This window comes from Streptomyces diversicolor (assembly GCF_057537855.1).
Map to the genome: position 1 here is coordinate 81133 of NZ_BAAJXA010000037.1, position 17641 is coordinate 98773.

At 68.9% G+C, this 17641-nt stretch carries 14 protein-coding genes and 1 pseudogene; 10 read left to right on the top strand and 5 right to left on the bottom strand.

Going from position 1 to position 17641, the window contains the following annotated elements:
• The first annotated feature begins 178 nt into the window (after positions 1-178).
• The 3 genes from AC27LF_RS34210 (at position 179) to AC27LF_RS34220 (ending at position 4424) form a co-directional block, all read left to right on the top strand.
• Positions 179-910: a hypothetical protein gene (locus tag AC27LF_RS34210; RefSeq protein ID WP_479660329.1), complete on the top strand. Its 732-nt coding sequence runs from the start codon at positions 179-181 to the stop codon at positions 908-910.
• Positions 910-3096 carry a bifunctional polysaccharide deacetylase/glycosyltransferase family 2 protein gene (locus tag AC27LF_RS34215; protein WP_479660330.1) on the top strand — a complete coding sequence of 729 codons (2187 nt, stop codon included), beginning with the start codon at positions 910-912 and terminating at the stop codon, positions 3094-3096. The genes AC27LF_RS34210 and AC27LF_RS34215 overlap by 1 nt, the downstream gene beginning before the upstream one ends.
• A gap of 110 nt (positions 3097-3206) precedes the next feature.
• Entirely contained in the window at positions 3207-4424 is a 1218-nt protein-coding gene (locus AC27LF_RS34220; protein ID WP_479660331.1) for an acyltransferase family protein, read from the top strand.
• 76 nt (positions 4425-4500) lie between these two features.
• Here the strand turns inward: AC27LF_RS34220 and AC27LF_RS34225 are convergent, their stop codons facing one another.
• Positions 4501-4782: a hypothetical protein gene (locus AC27LF_RS34225; RefSeq protein ID WP_479660332.1), complete on the bottom strand. Its 282-nt coding sequence runs from the start codon at positions 4780-4782 to the stop codon at positions 4501-4503.
• A 21-nt stretch (positions 4783-4803) separates the two neighbouring features.
• Positions 4804-9603 (bottom strand): RHS repeat-associated core domain-containing protein, encoded by a 4800-nt coding sequence (locus tag AC27LF_RS34230; protein WP_479660333.1) that lies wholly within the window; start codon positions 9601-9603, stop codon positions 4804-4806.
• Positions 9604-9916: 313 nt separating this feature from the next.
• On the opposite strand from AC27LF_RS34230, the pseudogene AC27LF_RS34235 reads away from it, so the two are divergent.
• The 7 genes and pseudogenes from AC27LF_RS34235 to AC27LF_RS34265 form a co-directional block, all read left to right on the top strand.
• Positions 9917-10147 (top strand): annotated as a pseudogene (locus AC27LF_RS34235) (acyltransferase family protein); the annotation flags it as partial.
• Between the two features lie 205 nt (positions 10148-10352).
• Positions 10353-11000: a hypothetical protein gene (locus tag AC27LF_RS34240; protein ID WP_479660334.1), complete on the top strand. Its 648-nt coding sequence runs from the start codon at positions 10353-10355 to the stop codon at positions 10998-11000.
• On the top strand, positions 10988-12025 hold the full coding sequence (locus AC27LF_RS34245) for a hypothetical protein (RefSeq protein ID WP_479660335.1): 1038 nt from the start codon (positions 10988-10990) through the stop codon (positions 12023-12025). Before AC27LF_RS34240 ends, AC27LF_RS34245 begins: the two co-directional genes overlap by 13 nt.
• Positions 12026-12151: 126 nt before the next feature.
• The gene (locus AC27LF_RS34250) at positions 12152-12469 is read left to right on the top strand and encodes a hypothetical protein (protein WP_479660336.1); all 318 of its coding nucleotides are present in this window, start codon (positions 12152-12154) and stop codon (positions 12467-12469) included.
• Between the two features lie 53 nt (positions 12470-12522).
• A complete protein-coding gene (locus AC27LF_RS34255; protein WP_479660337.1) occupies positions 12523-13725 on the top strand; it encodes a hypothetical protein in 1203 nt (400 codons plus the stop codon).
• Between the two features lie 46 nt (positions 13726-13771).
• Positions 13772-14449 (top strand): hypothetical protein, encoded by a 678-nt coding sequence (locus AC27LF_RS34260; RefSeq protein WP_479660338.1) that lies wholly within the window; start codon positions 13772-13774, stop codon positions 14447-14449.
• A 31-nt stretch (positions 14450-14480) separates the two neighbouring features.
• Positions 14481-15143 carry a hypothetical protein gene (locus AC27LF_RS34265; protein ID WP_479660339.1) on the top strand — a complete coding sequence of 221 codons (663 nt, stop codon included), beginning with the start codon at positions 14481-14483 and terminating at the stop codon, positions 15141-15143.
• Positions 15144-15202: 59 nt separating this feature from the next.
• On the opposite strand, the gene AC27LF_RS34270 is transcribed toward AC27LF_RS34265, so the two are convergent.
• The 3 genes from AC27LF_RS34270 to AC27LF_RS34280 all read right to left on the bottom strand — a co-directional run bounded on the left by AC27LF_RS34270 (position 15203) and on the right by AC27LF_RS34280 (position 17637).
• Positions 15203-15727 (bottom strand): hypothetical protein, encoded by a 525-nt coding sequence (locus AC27LF_RS34270; RefSeq protein WP_479660340.1) that lies wholly within the window; start codon positions 15725-15727, stop codon positions 15203-15205.
• 357 nt (positions 15728-16084) lie between these two features.
• Positions 16085-17005, bottom strand: a complete 921-nt coding sequence (locus AC27LF_RS34275; RefSeq protein ID WP_479660341.1) for a MauE/DoxX family redox-associated membrane protein — start codon at positions 17003-17005, stop codon at positions 16085-16087.
• Positions 17006-17016: 11 nt separating this feature from the next.
• Positions 17017-17637, bottom strand: a complete 621-nt coding sequence (locus tag AC27LF_RS34280) for a cell wall protein (protein WP_479660345.1) — start codon at positions 17635-17637, stop codon at positions 17017-17019.
• Positions 17638-17641: the final 4 nt, after the last annotated feature.

A 17641-nucleotide genomic window follows, 5' to 3' on the forward strand; every position in this document is an offset into this window, starting at 1 on the left:
TCCGGGCGGTTCTGCCGGGGTTGGGCGGGGTGTCGGTTCCGCCGGGGGTGCCCGTGCCGGCGGGGTCGCCGCGGGCTCGGGGAGGGTGCGTGATCCCTGGGACACGTCCCTCTCGGTTCTTTCGACCGGGGGCGCCGGCGGCGGGCCGACCGCGGACCCGGCCCACGATCCGCACGAGGTGACGGTCCAGCTCGACGCCGTACAGCTGGGCGAGGCCCGGCTCCACCGGGTCGAGGGCGCCCGTGCCACCGGCGGCCAGGACGGCGCCGACCGCCCGGTCTTCGTCGACGAGTCGGGACGCCGCAGCCGCCGCTTCCGCCGCCTCGGCATACTCGTCGGCGTCGCCTGCGCGGTCTACGCCGTCGTCATCGTCGTCACCCTCCTGTCCGGCAGCTCCGACGCCCCCTGGCTGCCCGTACCGGGCGAGAACGTCGACCGCCCGGCGGGCAAGGTGGACACCTCCCCGCTGCCCGCCGAGTCCGTCCGCCCCTCCGGCACCGGCAGTGCCACCCCCGAATCCACCCCCACGGCGAGCGACGGCACCACCCGGGAACCGGGCACGGGCGCCGCCCAGCCCGGCGCCACCACCAGCTCCGGCAGCCTCGGCACGGCCACCGACCCGCAGCCGACGGCGAGCAGGTCCACGTCCGGTTCGGGCGCCGGCGGCAGCGGCGGCGGCTCGACCGCGGGCCCCAAGCCCACCACGGAGCCGCCCCCGTCGGCCTCGCCCGACCCGAGCGACCCCGCCGACCCCGGCGGCCCCTCACCCGACCCCTCCGAGTCCGCGGCCGGAGGCAGCGCCGGCACCGGCGCGTTGGCCGGCGACTCGTCCACCCCGGCGCCGATCGCCGAGGAGCACGGCTCCACGGCATCGTCCGCCACCGACCCGTCCCCGGAGCACAACCTCTGATGGCACCCCGCACCCGCCGTCACCGGGCCGCGCTCGGAGCCCGTGACGGCTCCCGGCGCCGCCTGCCCATGCGCCTGCTGCTGCCCGTGCTCCTCCTCGTCGCCCTGATCGCGATGCTGATGCTGCGCGGCTACGTCCACAGCGAGATCCTCGCCGACCACCGCATCCAGCCCGAGGCCGCCGCCGACCGGGTGCCGGAGAAGATCATCGACGGCGGCCCGGTCATCGACACCCGCGGCGGCCGCACGGGCAGCCTGGGCGTCCCCGACCACCACCTGGTCCTCACCTTCGACGACGGCCCCGACCCGACCTGGACCCCGAAGGTCCTCGACGTACTGAAGAAGCACCACGCGCACGCCGTCTTCTTCGTCACCGGCACCATGACCTCCCGCTACCCGGAACTGGTCAAGCGCATGGTCGACGAGGGCCACGAGGTCGGCCTGCACACCTTCAACCACCCCGACCTGTCGTATCAGTCGAAGAAGCGCATCGACTGGGAGCTGTCCCAGAACCAGCTGGCGATCACCGGGGCCGCCGGGGTCCGCACCTCGCTGTTCCGGCCGCCGTACTCCTCCTTCGCCGACGCCATGGACAACAAGTCCTGGCCGGTCACCGAGTACATCGGCAGCCGCGGCTACATCACCGTCGTCAACAACACGGACAGCGAGGACTGGAAGAAGCCCGGTGTCGACGAGATCATCCGCCGGGCCACCCCGCACCACGGCAAGGGCGCCATCGTCCTGATGCACGACTCCGGCGGCGACCGCCACCAGACCGTGCAGGCCCTGGACCGTTTCCTGCCCGAACTCCAGGAACGCGGCTACCGGTTCGACAACCTGACCGAAGCACTCGGCGCGCCCAGCGCGCTCACCCCGGTCAGCGGCGTCGACCTGTGGAAGGGCAAGGCGTGGATCCTCCTGGTGCGCGCCGCGGACGACATCACCGGCGTGCTCGTCGTCGGTCTCGCGGTGATCGGCACCCTGGTCATCGGGCGCTTCGTGCTGATGCTGCTGCTGTCCGGCGCGCACGCCCGCCGGGTGCGCCGCAAGGGCTTCAGCTGGGGTGCGCCGGTGACCGAGCCCGTCTCGGTGATCGTCCCGGCGTACAACGAGGCGAAGTGCATAGAGAACACCGTCAACTCGCTGATGGCGAGCCGACATCCCATCGAGGTCATCGTCGTCGACGACGGTTCGACGGACGGCACGGCCCGGATCGTGGAGGCGATGGGCCTGCCGAACGTGCGCGTCGTACGGCAGTTGAACGCGGGCAAGCCGGCCGCGCTCAACCGCGGCCTGGCGAACGCCCGTTACGACCTGGTCGTGATGATGGACGGCGACACCGTCTTCGAACCGGCCACGGTGGGCGAGCTGGTGCAGCCCTTCGCCGACCCGCGCGTCGGCGCCGTCGCGGGCAACGCCAAGGTCGGCAACCGCGACTCGCTGATCGGCGCCTGGCAGCACATCGAGTACGTGATGGGCTTCAACCTCGACCGGCGCATGTACGACATCCTGCGCTGCATGCCGACGATCCCCGGCGCGGTGGGCGCGTTCCGCCGGTCGGCCCTGGAACGCATCGGCGGCATGAGCGACGACACGCTGGCCGAGGACACCGACGTCACCATGGCACTGCACCGGGACGGCTGGCGCGTCGTCTACGCCGAGAACGCGCGCGCCTGGACGGAGGCCCCGGAGTCGGTCCAGCAGCTGTGGTCGCAGCGCTACCGCTGGTCGTACGGCACCATGCAGGCGATCTGGAAGCACCGCCGCGCCCTGGTGGAACGGGGCCCCTCGGGCCGCTTCGGCCGGGTGGGCCTGCCGTTCGTGTCGCTGTTCATGGTCGTGGCCCCGCTGCTGGCGCCCCTGATCGACGTCTTCCTCCTGTACGGGGTGGTCTTCGGCCCGACGCAGAAGACGGTCGTGGCCTGGCTGGGCGTCCTCGCGATCCAGGCCGTGTGCGCGGCGTACGCGTTCCGCCTGGACCGCGAACGCATGACCCACCTCATCTCGCTGCCCCTGCAGCAGATCCTCTACCGCCAACTCATGTACGTCGTGCTGCTCCAGTCCTGGATCACGGCACTCACCGGCGGCCGCCTGCGCTGGCAGAAACTACGCCGCACGGGCGGAGTGCCCCTGCCGCCGACCACATCCACCGGGCACCGGCCCGTCATGGACGGGAGGCCGGCCTGATGTCGAACCCGCCCTATGAGCCGCCGACCAGACCTTCACGGCTGACGCCACTTCCGATGAACTCCCTGACATCGCCCTCCTGGACGTCGACAACTGAGGAAACCCCGCACGTGACCGCACCCATCCTGTCGTCCGGGACGGCCGACCACACTCAGTCGACACCGGCGGAGCAGCCCCGTCGCACGCCCATCCGTGACCGCTACTTCGACCTGCTGCGGGCGGTCGCACTGTTCCGCGTCGTCTTCTATCACCTGATGGGCTGGGCCTGGCTACCGGTGGTCTTCCCGTCCATGGGCGTGATGTTCGCCCTCGCGGGCAACCTCATGGCCCGCTCTCTCAAGCGTCCACCACTGCAGGTCGTACGCAGCCGGATGCGTCGCCTTCTGCCGCCACTGTGGCTGCTCGGCGCGATCGGCGTGAGCGGCATGGTGCTGCAAGGCTGGAGTCCGAGCAGCGACGGACACCCCGGCTGGTGGTGGCTCCATCTCGCCTTCTGGATCGTTCCGTTGAGCGATCCTCCGTACGCCGAGGGTCTGCACGGGATCCACGGCATCCTCGGCGACGACTGGGCTTCCGAACTCGCCGGACCGCTGTGGTATATCCGCGCCTACCTTTGGTACGTCCTGCTGTCCCCGTTCATCCTGAAGGCCCTGCGCGCGCTGCCCTGGGCCACGATCCTGTCACCGATCGCTCTGTCGGCAGCCTTCGAGTTCGGCTACCTGAATCTGCCCGGTGAGCGCATCCCTTCCGCTCTCACCGACTTCAGCACGTTCGGTGCCTGCTGGATCCTGGGCATGGCGCACCAGGAAGGTGTGCTGAAGCGCATCCCCCGCTATGTCGTCCCCTCCGTGACTCCGGTGATCGCATATCTGGGTCTGTGGTATGCGCTGTCGCACGGTTTCAAGGAGGGCCACGATCTGGACGACATTCCGTTCGCCCAGTCCCTCTGGTCCTTCGCGACGGTGCTGATTCTGCTGCACATCAGCCCGTCCTGGTCGGAGTGGCCCCGCTGGCTGCGCCCCTTCGACCGACTGATCACCCTGCTCAACTCCCGTGCAGTGACGATCTACCTCTGGCACAACTTGTGCATTCTCGTCGCCGCCACCCTGTGGGACCAGCTATGGGACGTCGACGTGATGTGGCAGCACTTCTCCTGGCTGTTGGAGAGCCCGTGGCCGGTGCTGGCCATCACCTGGGTGTTGATCGGGAGTTGCATCGTCTGGTTCGGCTGGATGGAGGACGTGGCGGCACAACGCAAGCCACAACTGTGGCCGGACGGTTCGTCCGGCAGCCGGGGCAAGCCTCGTGCGGGCGCGCACCGCGGATAGAAACGACCGGGGCCGGTCCCGTGGAGGGAGCCGGCCCCGGCAGCCGATCAGGTCAGCCGGATCGGGCGAGGCGACATCATCGTCGGATCAACCGGCCCCCGGACAGGCCCAGGGCGACCAGTCCCACGATGAGCACGCCGTACCGGAGAGCCGGCGCGGCCCACCCCATGCCCTCGATGTGGGCACGCAGCGACGCTATCTGTGTGGTGACGAAGAGCCCGAAGCCCAGCATGCCGAGCCCCCAGAGCCTGGGATGCTCGACGTAACCGGACAGCCAGAAAGGCAACCAGGCGAAGAGCAAGGCGGCCAGCCCAGGGACGGTGGTGGCCACGCTCACCACGATCAACAGTGGGGCCATGATGTCACTCGCAATCCTGTGTCACTGGGTTTGGGCCTTGGGGAAGCCGAAGTAGATCTTCAGACGGACTCCTCGTTTCGGCCGTAGGTACTCACTGATGAGGTCCGAGACGTACCAGTAGTACGCGGAGATGCAGCCGGCGATCACGGCCAACAGCTGACCGCCCGGCAGGTACCCCAGGATCGCCGTCACCGCTGCTCCCACAGCAGCGTGCCTGTTGAGCACGTGCACCGCGTGGGAAGCCCGGTTGTTGGTCATATTGATCTCCAGGCCCCACCAGTGCCACTTGTGGCCGTTGTAGTTGTGCTTGCTGCGTCCGTCCAGATCCAGGCAGTTGACCGGGTCGCCCGAGCAGTATTCGTAGGCGTTGGAACTGCCTCCGAACACCGGGTCGGTGGACAGGAAGCGGCCGGTCTGGGTGTTGTAGAGCCGGACGCCCATGAGGAGCAGCCCGGAGGGAGTCTCCGCCGAGCGCTGGTAGCCGCCCAGCCAGCCGTAGCGTGCCACCGAACCGGAGGTGACGCTGCCGTACTCGTCCGTATTGAGGACCGTCGCCGTGGCACCGGCCGTCAGCGGTTGCACCATGCCGACGTCACCGTGGATGGTGGTGAACTGGAGCTTCACGTCCCCCGACTTGCCGGTGGTCGCCGCCAGTCCGACGCCGATCCCCAGGACGTTGCGGGTGAGATCGCCGCTGGAGCCCTCGACGGTCCACTTGGGCGAGTCGCCCTCGCTTGCGTAGTGGTTCACCTTGGTGGCGGTGGTCGACCAGGTGCCCGAGGACTGCGACTCCTCGGTCCAGGAGCGGAACCGATAGGCGGAGTCCAAGGTCCAGGTCTGGCGCTTGGTGCCGGTCGTCTGCTGGTGGACCAGGTCAGTCGAGTAATAGTCGATCGTGGATCCGGGCAGGCTGGTGGTGCGGCCGAAGTCGTCATAGACGTAACCGGAGTCGACCAACCGGTCTCCGCTGTCATAGGCGTGCGTGGTGCCCGACCCGGTGGACGGGCAGGCGGCGTACGCGGCAGCGGAGGCGGTGGCCTGGGCCACACGGTTGGCCCGCTTGTCCAGCGTGTAGGTGCGCGTGGTGCACACCCCGTCGTTGCTGGTGTCGTTGACCGTGTTCAGTCGGCCCGCACCGTCGTAAGCGTAGTGCTGTGTGCCCGTGGTGTTGGAGGCCCGGCTGGTGACCTGCTCATGGACGGAGCGGACGACGGACTCGGCGAACACGGACGTGCTGTCGCTGTCCCGGGTATAGGTGCGCTTGGTGAGCGCGCCGGTCGGGTCGCCGGCCTGGTCGAGCGTGTAGCCACCGGGCAGTTTCTCGCTGGTGAGCGCGCCGTCCGCGTCATAGGCCGCCGTGAAGGAGCCCGCCACGGAGTCGGCCAGCTTGGTCACCAGGCCACGCGGGTCCACGGAGGTGTCGTAGGTGAAGGTGGTGGTGGACGGCGCGGTGTCCGTGCTCTTCACCGGCCGGTTCAGGTCGTCATACTGCGTGGTGGTCGTGCCACCGTCGGCGTCGGTGTAGGAGATGAGACGGCCGAGCTTGTCGTAGCCGCGGGTGATGGTCCCGCCGTCGGACGACGTGGTCTTCACCAGTTGGCCCGTGTCGGCGTCGTAGGTGTTGGTGATCGCGGGCACGGACCGGCCGAGGTTGCCGGTGACCTGGGAGGTGGCCAGGCGGCCCGCCGCGTCATAGGTGCGAGTGGTGGTCCGGTAGCTGTTGCCGGAGGTGTCGACCGTCTTCAGCGCCTGGCCGAACAGGTCGTACGTGATGGTGGAGTCGACCGAGGTCTTCGGGTTGCTCCCGCCCCCGGTGATGTCACCGGCCGGACCCATCCAGCACAGCAGACCCTCCCACTCGGGGTGGCCCTGGCAGGATCCGGTGCCGGTCGCCTTCCAGTACGAGTAGACCTTGCTGGACGCGTCATTGCCGTTGCCGCCCGGCAGAATGACACCGGTGACCCGGCCACTGGAGTCGTAGCCCTTGTTGGTGTTCAGTGCCAGCCCGCCGGCGTCCTCGGTCACGAGAGTGGGCAGGCCCTTGGCCCAGTCGTACTGGGTGACGGTGGCCCGCTTGTCGGCCAGGATCGAGTCGTAGCCGTCGACGCGCAGGCCGGAGGTGACGATGGTGAGCTGGTCCTTGACCTTGGCGGAACCGTCGGTGGGACGCCCCTTGTCGTACTCGTTGACCTTCCAGGAGCGGGCCGACACGGTGGTACCCGCCGGGAGAAGGACCTTGGTGCCGTTCTGGAAGTCCTTCGTCAGCTCCACACGGTGCAGCGGACCGAACTCCTCCAGCAGACGCAGGCCGTTGTCGCTGTAGTAGTTGTACGACGAGAGCAGTTCTGCGCGCTGCTCATTGCTGAGCCCGGTGATGCCCAGTTCGGCGAGTTCCTTCTCGTCGGCCGGGGTCAGGCCGAGCGCGAGGGAGCGGTTGGCCGGGGTGAGCTTGCGGACGACGTTGCCGAAGCGGTCGTACTGGGTGGTGCCGATGTTCCCGCCGGGCTCGGCCGTGTCGACCTCACGTCCGGATTCGTCCAGGTACACGATGGTCGCGCGCTTGTAGTCGCCGGAGGACAGGGAGCCGCCGTCGTGGGACGAGGGCACCTGGTCGGCGGGGAAAATGGCCGTGGCGTCCGCCGGGCTCTGGCGCTGACCCCACGCTTCGGTGTCACCGGGCGCCATCGCATAGGGCGCCCCGCTTCCGCCGAGCGGTACGTCGTACACGAGGCTGGTCTTCGCCGTTCCGTTCACTGTCGACGTGGTGCCCGGAGCCAGCGTGGAGCGGGATACGGACAGGAGCATGCCCGCGCCGGCCGTGGCGCTGCTGCCGGCCTTGCCGTACTCGAAGGTCCACGGCAGCTCTCCGGGCGGGGTGAGGGTGGTGACGCGCCCGGCGCTGTCGTAGCTGTACGCGGTCTTCAGCGGGGCGCTCAGTCGCGCGTCCCATGCCTCACGCAGTCGGCCCGAGTTGTCGTAGAGGTACTTGACGACAATGGTCGCGGTCGATGCGGTCTCGCCGGGGGCGGTGGCCCACAGCTTGATCTGTGAGACGCGGCCCGTGTAGTCGCCGAGCGCCGAGGACGTGGCCGTGGTGGACGTCGCGTAGACGAACTCCAGGACCCGGCAGCCTTGCGCGGACGGGGTCGCCTTGCAGGTGGCGGCGGAGACCGCACCGGTCGGCGCGATCAGGTACTTGGGGCGGGCCAGAGTCGTGCCACCGCTGGTCACCGTCTCCGAGACGGTGGTCGTGGCGGAATCCTCGGTCGGCAGGGATGCGGTGGTCACGTTCCAGGCCGAAGAAGAACTGTCCGCCTTCGCGAAGGTCGTCACGGTGCCGTTGGTCTCCGACAGCGTGAACGTGCCGGTCAGCGAGCCCGTAAGGGCCAGGGAACCCGATCCGGTCTCCGGGGACCAGCCGCCGTCCGAGGTCGCGGTGAACCCGGTCGCCGTGCCGTCGGCATCGACGACCGCCACGGAGGCGCCGGACGTCCGCTGCAGGTATTTCCAGGTCGAGCCGCTCTTCTCGGCGACGACACCGGACACCCACTCAGGGCCGAAGATCGGGACCTGACCCTCCTGCTGGGCGCCCTCGTCCGGGCGGCGCGACGACGCGGTGCGGGAGACGCTCAACCCGAACAGCGAGACGTCACCGGCGGAAAGGGAGTAGTCGCCCGTCAGCAGATTCACCGTGCCGGGGCCGACCTCCTCCCCGGGGGCGTCACCCGCGATACGGTCCACCGTGACGGCGACGGTCTGGCTGTAGCCGCTCGTGGTGCTGTTGCTGAACTTGGCCCGTACTTCGACCGGTCCGTCCGTGCTCAGGGTGTCGGTGGCCTTCCAGGCCAGTGTCGGGGGCTTGCCGCTGGTGACCGGCACGGGCCAGGTGACGGCGGCGCCGCTGGAGGCGACCGTGACGTCGGACGACGGGATCGTCTTCCACGTGTCGGTCTCGCCGCGCCGGTACTCGTAGACAGCGCCGGTGTAGGTCGATTTGCCGACGGCCGCGAGCGGGACGCGGCGCGCGGAGCGCTGTCCGTCCGCGGGCGACATCAGGGCGACGCCGTCGCTGCCGACGCCGAAGCTGTAGGCGGTGGCCTTCGCCGAGTGGTTTCCGGCCTTGTCGACGGTCCGCACGTAAAGGGTGTGCCAGCCGCGGTCGGCGGTCACGGTGACGGACTTGGTGGCACCACCGGTCCCGGTGGTCTCGTCGTCCAGCCGTTCCGGCGTGTTCGGGTCGTCCAGGCCCCAGACGTAGCCCTGGCCGTCGGCGGCGGAAGTGGTGAACGTACAGGTGGCCCCGTTCAGCAGAGGAGCGTTCCAGTCGCCCTCTGTGTACCCGGCGCAACTGACACCCGGCGCGGCGGGCAGGGTGGTGTCGACCGCGAAGACGGAGTACCCGGTCCAGCTGCTGTAGGCCGTGCCGTCGTAGGCACGCACCCGGAGCCGCAAGTGCTTGCCGTCCGGCAGTGCCTTGTCCGAGGGAACGGAGAGCAGCGCGTTCACACCGGAGGCAGTGCTTGCTGACATGCCCGTGTAGGAGTAGGTCGTGTCCCCGATGGCGGGATCGGCCGTCAGCTCGAACTCGGCCTTGTAGGTGCCGCCATTACTGCCGACAGCCTTGGCCCACAGGGTGGGCGTACCTCGGGTGGTGAAGCGGTCTCCGCTGTATGCGTTGACAGAGCTCGGGCTCAGGCCCCAACTACTCGGAATCTGAACCGCGACGTCCGCCGCTGACTGCCGGTGCTCGACAGCGAACGCCTGGCCGGTGGTCAGGGCGATCGTTGCTGTTTCGGCGGCGATCGCCAACGACAGCAGCACGGATACGCGCCTTGGTCTGGACCACCACTTTGTACGTGAGGACCTGCGAACCATGGTGCTCCTCTGTCTTGGTCCCTCGCGGATCGAAGGATCACACGGCGGCTTACCCCGGACACGTCAACTGTGAAGATTCTTTGAGGGTTCTGTGTCTTGATCTCCGGTGAGATTGACTGAAACGCTCCGATTCGGCGTCGAGTCCAACGGGGCGGCGGCACTGACGGACGCGCGGAGGGGCGACGACCTCGTGACGGCGCTGTTCGCGACCGCCGGACTGCCATGGGCTTCCGGTCACCTGGACGCTGCCTTCGGTTTTGTCGTCGTTCTCCCGATCATCGACCAGGCGTACAACCTGCCGTTCATGCAGAGCGAACGGGCCACCGCGGCGCTCGACTCCACCTACATGCTGTGGATGTTCTTCCTGGTCTGGCCGCTGATCGGGCTGGCGATCCTCGCCTTCGGGTGGATCGAGGACTTCGCGGCGAAGCGGAGCCCGAGGCTGTGGCCCAACGGCGCGAAGCGCTCCGCAAAGCGCCGCACGACCTGACCGCCCGCCGCGGCCACCCTCGGCGCCGGCCGTGTCACGGAACGGTCATCAACGCCCTTGCCGACGGCGCCGATTGGCTCCCCTTGCCCTGCTTCGCGCAGTCCGCGCGGGCGGGGCTCGCCATGTCGGCCTGGTGTCCCCGCGCCCGATCCGGCTACCGTGTCCGCTGCTCGGCCCACCCCGCCCGCCCCACCAGGAGCCCACCGTGACCCGCCGCCCCCGCCTGCTCACGACAGCCGCCGCCGGAGTAACGGCCGCACTGCTCCTCGCCGGGTGCGGCGGCAACGACGACGACACCAAGGCGAACGACAAGATCGCCGGCGCCGACACCACCCCCACGACCCCAACCCCCACCCGGTCAACGCCCCCAGCCCGCCCGAAGATCGACCTCCCGTCGGACCTGACGTACACCTTCGACTGGCCGAAGACGGGCGACCCGGACAAGGACGCGGTCCTGTCGGACAGCGAACAGTCCATCAAGGCGGTCGACCTGGCGATCGTCAACCAGAACGCGCTCGACAACGCCTACAGGTTCTATTACGAGGGCGAAGCAGCGGCTCAGACGCAACAGTTCATTGAGGCGTACGTCAAGGCACACGCCCGTACGACGGGCAGCTACCGCTACTACAACCCCGTGGTGAACGTGAGCACTGGCAGCACGGCGTCGCTCGTCTACTGCGAGGATCAAGGTAAGGCGTACGACCTCTATTTGAAGACGAAGAAGGTCGACAAGACCCCAGTCACCAAGAACAGCTACGTCCTCTACAGCAGCCAGTTGAAGAAGAACGACAAGGGTGTCTGGGCCGTCGAGAAGCTCATGTCGCAGAGGGGGAGCGCCAAGTGCCAGCCTTGAGCGTCGCGGCACGGTCGCTGGCCGCGCTGTCGTTGTTCGGCTCGGTTGTGGTGGGTGCCGGCCCTGCCATGGCCGACAACAAGATCGGCGGTGGCGCCCAGGCGCCCGCGCCCAGTGGGGAGACGTCGGGTGGTGTTGACGGCGACACCATCAGCTCCCAGGCCGGAGTCATCGTCTACGACCGTTCCAAGAACGGGGTCGGGAAGTCTGTGGGGCCACTGACGTCGACCACCAACTGGGCCCCGCCTGCCTGTTGGTATGCGCCGAAGTACACGCCCGATCAGCTCAAGGCGTACTTGGAGCCGATCTGGGCCGCCGACTCGACGGGGTACGAGTGGGACGCCCAGCAGCGCGACCGCTACGTCGAGGGCCACCCCTACACGGACTTCAACAAGGACAAGGCCGGCGAGGGCTATTGGTGGGACTCGTACGTCAACAAGGACTTCCCGCCGGGCTGGGACAAGTGCAAGGAGCCGTACTTCTGGGTGGACAAGGGCGACCCCCCACCGGCCGACATCCAGAACGCGGTGACACCTGAGCTCCTTGCCGAGTTGGCGTACAACGAGATCCGGGTGCCGAGCACAACGGTGGACCTGGCCCCCGCGGACACGACGAAGGTCAACCTCCCCACCTGGGCCTGGCTGGACGACGCCACGTTCAGGCCGGTATCGGTGACCGCGTCCGTTCCGGTCCTCGACATCACGGCCACGACCACGGCGGAACCGGTCTCGCTGAGGATCGACCCCGGTACCGCGGACGCGGTGACCTACCCCGCGTCCGGCGTCTGTGAGATCAACGGCCAACGCATCGGCGAGCCGTACGCCAGGGGCAAGGCCGACCGGACACCCCCGTGTGGAGTGAAGTACCTGCGTTCGTCGGGCAACGGCACGTACCCGCTGAAGGCGACCGTCACCTGGCACATCCACTGGACCGGCACCGGCGGCGCGGGCGGTGACCTTGGGGAGGGCACGTTCGGCGGCACCCAGGACGTCGTCGTCCAGGAAATCCAGGCCGTCAACCGGTGAGGCCCGTCGCCGTCAAGGCGTAGCCGGCCCGTTGCCGCCACTCGGGGGAACGGGCGGGCCGGTGTGCCGCGATGGCGGATAGCGTGATTCCGCTTCGTCCGAGGGCACACCAGGGGAGCGGACCGCATGGCAGACCGACTGGCCGTCGACGGCGACGAGTTGAAGCACTTCATGAGGCTGCTGAACAAGTCGAGCGATGCGCTGAAGGGCCTGCGCGGGGCGCTGGCCGGCGCGACGGTCAGCGGCCTCGGCACCGATGACCTCGACGCCGCGTGCGAGGACTTCCAGGCGGACTGGAAGTACGGCACCGAGCGGATCGGCGAGCAGACCGAGTCCCTGGCGAGGATCATCGGCGCGAGCAAGGAGGGTTACCGGGAGGTCGACAAGGCGCTGGAAGCGGCGGTGAGGAGGGGCGCGCGCGGTACGGGCGGGGCCGTACGGTGACCAGGGCTGACGGCGCCACGGCGAACCCGTACCCCCACCTCGGTTTCGACCCGGTGCCCGGCGACATCCACTCCGTGCGTGACCTCCACACGAAGCTGGCCTCGTGCGCCGAGGTACTGGAGGAGACGCACGGCCTGGTGACGCAGTTGATGGACGGCAGCCACTGGAAGGGGGACGCGGCGGTCGCCTTCCGGGAGGAACTGCGGGCCGGACCGCTGGCCCTCAGCCTGAGGAACGCCGCGCGCTCGATCGGCAAGGCCGCCGGGCAACTGGTCCGCTGGGAGGGTGAACTCGACGACTTCCAGCGGCGGGCGGGCCGAATGGACGCGGAGGCGCGGGACGCCCGGGACGTCCTGGACAAGGCGAGGGGCCGGGCGTCCAGGGCGCAGAGGGAAACCGTCACCGGCCATGACGACGCCCAAAAGAGTCTGAGTGAGGCGAACGCGGCCGTCGCGCATGCCGAGGCCGATCTGGACGCCGTCATCCGCCGGGCGCGGAGGCTCGCCGAGGAACACGAGGAGAAGGCCCGCCACCGGGCCACCAAGATCCAAGCAGCAACCAAAAACCTGGCCCCCCAAAAACCAGGCCCCCTCCAAACCACCCTCAACTGGCTAACCGACAACCTCCCAGACATCCTCAGCTGGACGGCGGCCGTTATCGGCATCGTCGCCCTCACCATGGCGACCGGAGGCACTGCCGCGGCCGTACTGCTGCTGTCTGCCTCCGCCCTGAGCGCCGGTGCCGCGGCGGGAAGACTGGCCGACCCGGCAGTGCGTGCCTCGCTCTGGGACGGCTTTCGGCGCCAGGAATTCGATGCGGATTTCTGGAGCAACGCGGTCGCAGTCACCGCGGATGGCCTGGGGATGCTGCCCGGACTGGGCGCCGTCGCGAGGGGCACACCTGTTCTGATGAGAGGGGTCGGGGAAGCAGGTGAGGCGCTCACGGCCGGACAGAGACTCGTCGCAGCGGGGGACCAGACGATGGCGAGTGCGCGAGAGTTCACGGAGCTGCACAACCCGATCACCACATGGGTCGTGGAGAAGGCGCCACGGCTGAGGCCGGCGGTCGAGGCAACCGAAGCCGCCGCTCCCTGGGCCGGTTTCGCCACTGCGTCCTACGGACTGGCGGCGAGCAACTTCGACGCGTTGAACAACGAGGCTACGGCGAACATCGGTACCGGGATGGACGGCTACTTTCTCGGGCCGGTCAATGTGGGAGAAACAATCGATCTCGCTCGCCGGGTCTTTCGTCCCTGAGCCTGTAACGCTGATCACCTTGGATCGAACGTAAGGCGACACTCCTATGAATTCCACCGACTGCACCCAGGCTTGGGGTCATGCCCCTACCCGCCGCGCCTGGGTGAAGCACATGGCCGGCAACGTGGTGGGGCTCATCGGATGGCCCGCGGGTTGGATCACGTTGCTCGGTGCTTCGATGCACACGCCGAACTGGGTCGTTTGGCTCTTCATGCCGTTTTTTCTCTACGGTTTCTACCGATTCTGCAACCAGTTGACGTATTTCCGCTGGGCCGACCGTATGCGACGCGTCCTGCGTGAGTACCCCTGGCAATCATTGGAAGGGGTACCGAGCGGTCTCGGAAAGCATCCAGCCGCTCAAGACGACGGCATGTGGTTCGAGTTCCGGAACCCGGACGACGTCGAGGAGAAGATTCCCTTGGTTTTCCTCAGGCATCAGCGATCGTACTGGTGGCTGCGACGCATGGACGGCCCTCGCGCCAAGCCCAGGCGCAGGGCTCAGATCGAACCCCTCTGGTTTGCCGGTGATCCGCGCTTCCTTGCAGTTGTTGCGGCGCCGACCAGGGACGGCAAGGCTCCCAAACGCCTCCATCTTCTCTATCAGCGCTCAGTTTTCGACAGCGGCCGCACTCCTCAGGCATGGGAGGTCGGCATCGTCGACAGTGAGCGTGCCTGCCGGGCCGGCGCCACGTACGTGGCCCGTGTCTCGCGCCCGCGCGTTTAGCATGGACCTCAACCGAAATCCTGATGCATCCGTGACGGCAACAGATCAGAATCTCTGCGTCCCACCCGGCGCGGGAGTTGAAGAGGACGGCATCTGGTTCGCCATGCCTCCGGGATTCATCTCGCTGCCGGTCACTTCACTTCTCGCTTCATCGGGTTCACTTGGGACACAAGAACTGAGTGCTGTCATAGCGCCTCTCCTTTGCTCGGTGCCGGACGAGGCGACGCGCCGGAGGTTTTTCACAAGCCTGACGGCCGCTCACCGGATGCTCTGCGCCTTGCGGTCGGAAGGAACGGTCCACTGTTCGCTCGGACTGCACCGCGATGACACGGCAAGTGACGACGGAGGCGTTCTGCTCTCCTTTTTCACGATCACTTGGATGAACACCTCGTGGGCCCCACGAGGTGTCACCGCGGCCAGGGCCGTCACCACGGCTGAAGGCCATGGGAATATCGAGTACGACGAACTCGACTGTGGCCCGGTCACATTCAGCGAGACGCTACGCACGCCGAGGCCAGGCTCGGGTCTGCCGCAGTTGCCGCTCCTCCAGATCTATGCCCACGTGCCGCCCCCCGATGGCAGGAGCCTGGTCCTGCTCACCCTGAGCACCACGGCGACATCTCACCGCGACGTCTACCGCACACTGCTCCGCCGGATCACGGAATGGGTCACCTTCGACGTTCCAGGGGGCTGATGGCCCGTCGGTCACCGGAGCTGGTTGGGCCCGCCTGTTGGGGCGGGCCCGGGGGTGGGTTAGCAGCCGCCGCAGTTGTAGTAGAGGACGTCCCAGTGGTTGCCCTCGTCGGCGTAGATGTTGCCGGCGCCGGACTGGTACTGGGGTGCGCCGTCGCCGCGGAGGCCGATGTAGGTGAAGTTGCCCTTGATGTAGTTAGTGATGCAGGTGTTCTTGCCGTAGTCGAGCTTGTAGCCGTTCCAGTGCGAGTACGTGCCGCTGGCGTGCCCGGTCTCCGTGCCGCCGGTGATGTTCAGCCCGCAGCCGGAGGAACCCTTGAGGGTCTGGGCGCCCTGCGCGGTGGCCAGGTTGAGCTGTTCGAAGGACGTACACGTCGGGTTGTTGCGGTCGGAGCAGTTCCCGGACGACGACCAGGTGATGCCGGACGAGCGGAACATCGAGGTGGCGGTCGCGTGGGAGATCTTGGTGACGGCGGCCACCTGGGCACCGTCCTGGGCGGCCAGGGCGTCCCCGGCGCCGGCGAGGACGGCGAGCCCGGGGGCGACGGTGAGGGCGAGGGCCGTGAGGGCGGAACGGATCTTCATGGGGGACCTTTCCTGCGGTCGGGCCGTGCTTCCTATGGGGCGGCTGTGCAGGTGGTGCAGTGAGATGGTGCCCGAGGTCTACGCGTGTCCGCCAGGGGTGAGGGCCAGATGGGCGCCCTGTCATGTCAGCGACATCCTGACGTCGATGCCTCGATGCCTCGATGCCTCGATGGAATCGGGGGCTTGATGGATTTGGGGGCCTTGACGGATTCGGGGGCCCTGAGGGATTCGGGGTCGCGGCGCGCCGACAGGCTCTACGCCTCGACGGACTCGACGCCTCGGCGGACGTAGGGCCCGCGCTCCGTGCGCCCGCGCTGCCGCAGGCGTACGGCGCGTCGGCGGCCCCGCGGCGCAGCCTCAGGTGGCCATCGGCAGCGGCGTACGCCGGGGCACGGGAGCAAGCGCCTCGGCCGGAAGGATCTCCTCCGTCTCCTCGTCGACCAGGGAGACGCGGATCGCCGGCTGGGGCGCGGAGGTGATGTCCGCCGTGATGTCCAGGGCGAACAGCACGCTCACCGGACGGGAACCGCGGGCGTCCGCGTACACGCCGGCGTAGCGCAGCACCCGCCAGCCGTCGTCGTCCCAGTGGTCGAGCAGCGCCGAGCGGACCACCGGGCGCGCGGTCTCCCAGGCCACGGAGCGCTCCAGCAACTGCACCGTCGCGTCGACCGGTACGCGCTCACCGCCCGCCGACGGCAGCGGACTGCCGAACACCCGCAGCCGGGCCCGGCGCAGCGGCACCAGCCACAGGTGGTCCAGGTCCGAGGAGACGGCAAGCAGCAGTGCCGCCGCGGCCAGGAGCAGGACCGCCCCGGCGCCGGGGCGCCCGGCGAGCGTCGACCACCAGGCGGTGTCCGCGCCGGCCGCCACCAGGCCGCCCGCCACGACGAGCCCGGCCCGGATGAACGACCGTACGCCGATGGGGCCTTCGGAGCGGGCGCTGCATCCGCAGGACGACTCGGGCGCGGTCGCCCTGGCGTACGCCAGGTAGCCGGTGAAGCCGAGGCCGAGCGCCGCCGTGGCCAGCCCGGGAACGGCCGCGCCGAGACCGGGAACGGCACCGGCGGGTACGGCCGACAGCGCGGCGGCCAGGACGAGTTCGACCCCGCCCACGGTCCGCAGCGCCAGCGTGGCCCGCCGGCCGTCGTTGAGTACCCGTACCAGCACGGTGTTCGCGGCCAGTTGGGCGGTGCGCCGGCCGAACAGCTTGGCCGCGCCGGTCAGTGCCAACAGCACTCCGCACACCAGCGGCGCCAGGTCGGACAGGAGCGGGATCATGGCACCGCCCCTCAGTGCCCGAGCGCGACGCGGGCGATGTCGATGTGGTTGTCCGCGGGCCGCCAGGCGCCGAGTACCTGCGCGCTCTGGCCGATCCGCATCCGCGACAGGTCGGAGGTGAGCGCGCCGCCCTGGTAGGAGGCGGTGGTGGTCTCGGGTACGACCCGGCCGACCAGCTCGTGGTCGTTGTGGGCGAGGTGCACCCGGTCCTTGGCGATGCCGCGGATGGTGCAGTAGACGTTCACGATGTTGACCCACACCGCGTCCGCCGCGATGGTGCCGTCGGGCATGGTCACCCCGCGGGCGTAGAGGCCGTCGCCGGTCTCGATGGCCTCCGCGGTGGTGGTGCGCAGCTTCCATACGCTGGTGGCGTTGGTCAGCTGGACGAGGTGCCGCTCCCCGTGCGAGCCGGCGACGTCCAGCACGCTCCGGTTGACGGCGACGACGCGGCCCTCCGCGAACGCGGCGGAGACCGCCGGGTCCAGCGAGGGCGTCGGCGCCGCGAAGGCGGCCTCGGCGTCGAGGCCGCCGAGCGCGGAGGCGCCGACGATGGTGGCGCCGCCGACGGCGGCCGTGGTGAGGAAGCGTCTGCGGTCCAGCCGGCGCCCGCCGGCTGTCTGGCTGTGGCTCATGTCG